Annotated in this window: 1 protein-coding gene; it reads left to right on the plus strand. The window is 43.3% G+C overall.

Features of this window, described 5'->3' with window-relative positions; translation table 11 throughout:
• Positions 1-40: 40 nt before the first annotated feature.
• Positions 41-584 (plus strand): chromosome partitioning protein ParA (locus R7Q46_RS28810; RefSeq protein ID WP_318078532.1); only part of this gene is annotated, 544 nt, incomplete at its 3' end.

The following is a 584-nucleotide window of genomic DNA, read 5'->3' on the forward strand; positions in this document are numbered from 1 at the left end:
ATTCGCTAGCAAGATAGAAGAGTCCTTGGAGTAATATACGGTGACTTCTCAAAAAAATATTGAAGAACAAGATGAAGTGGTTGTCATTGAGGAACGTGACAAACGCACACACATATATATCGCAATTGCAGCGGTACTAGGCCTGGCATTTGGGGGCTTGGTTGGCTCCGTTTTGACGGCTAAGAAATGGGAATCTACTTACCAAGTTTTAGAAGATAAATATCAAGCGCTTGCGCAAGATAAAACCGCGTTAGTTTCTCAAGTTAAAACTCGTGAAGAGTCGCTAGACAAAGAAATCCAAGAGAAAGTGGATGCACTGCTCGCAGAAAAGGACGCTGCACATCAGAAAGCGCTGAAAAAATTACAAACTCAGCTTACCGAGGTCGAGAAGGTTAACTTGTCGTTGGAATCTCAAGTGAAGCAACAGAATGACAAGTTGAGCTCGAGCAAGACAGAGAATGAAAAGCTCACTCGCCAAGCGGATATGCAAGCAACCATGTTTGAACGCTCTCGTGAAGTGTTCCAGAAAGAACTCAAAATCTCGCAAGATCTAGAAGCGTTAGAGAAAGAGCGTGAGAAGCTAC

It is taken from the genome of Vibrio sp. 811 (assembly GCF_033339195.1).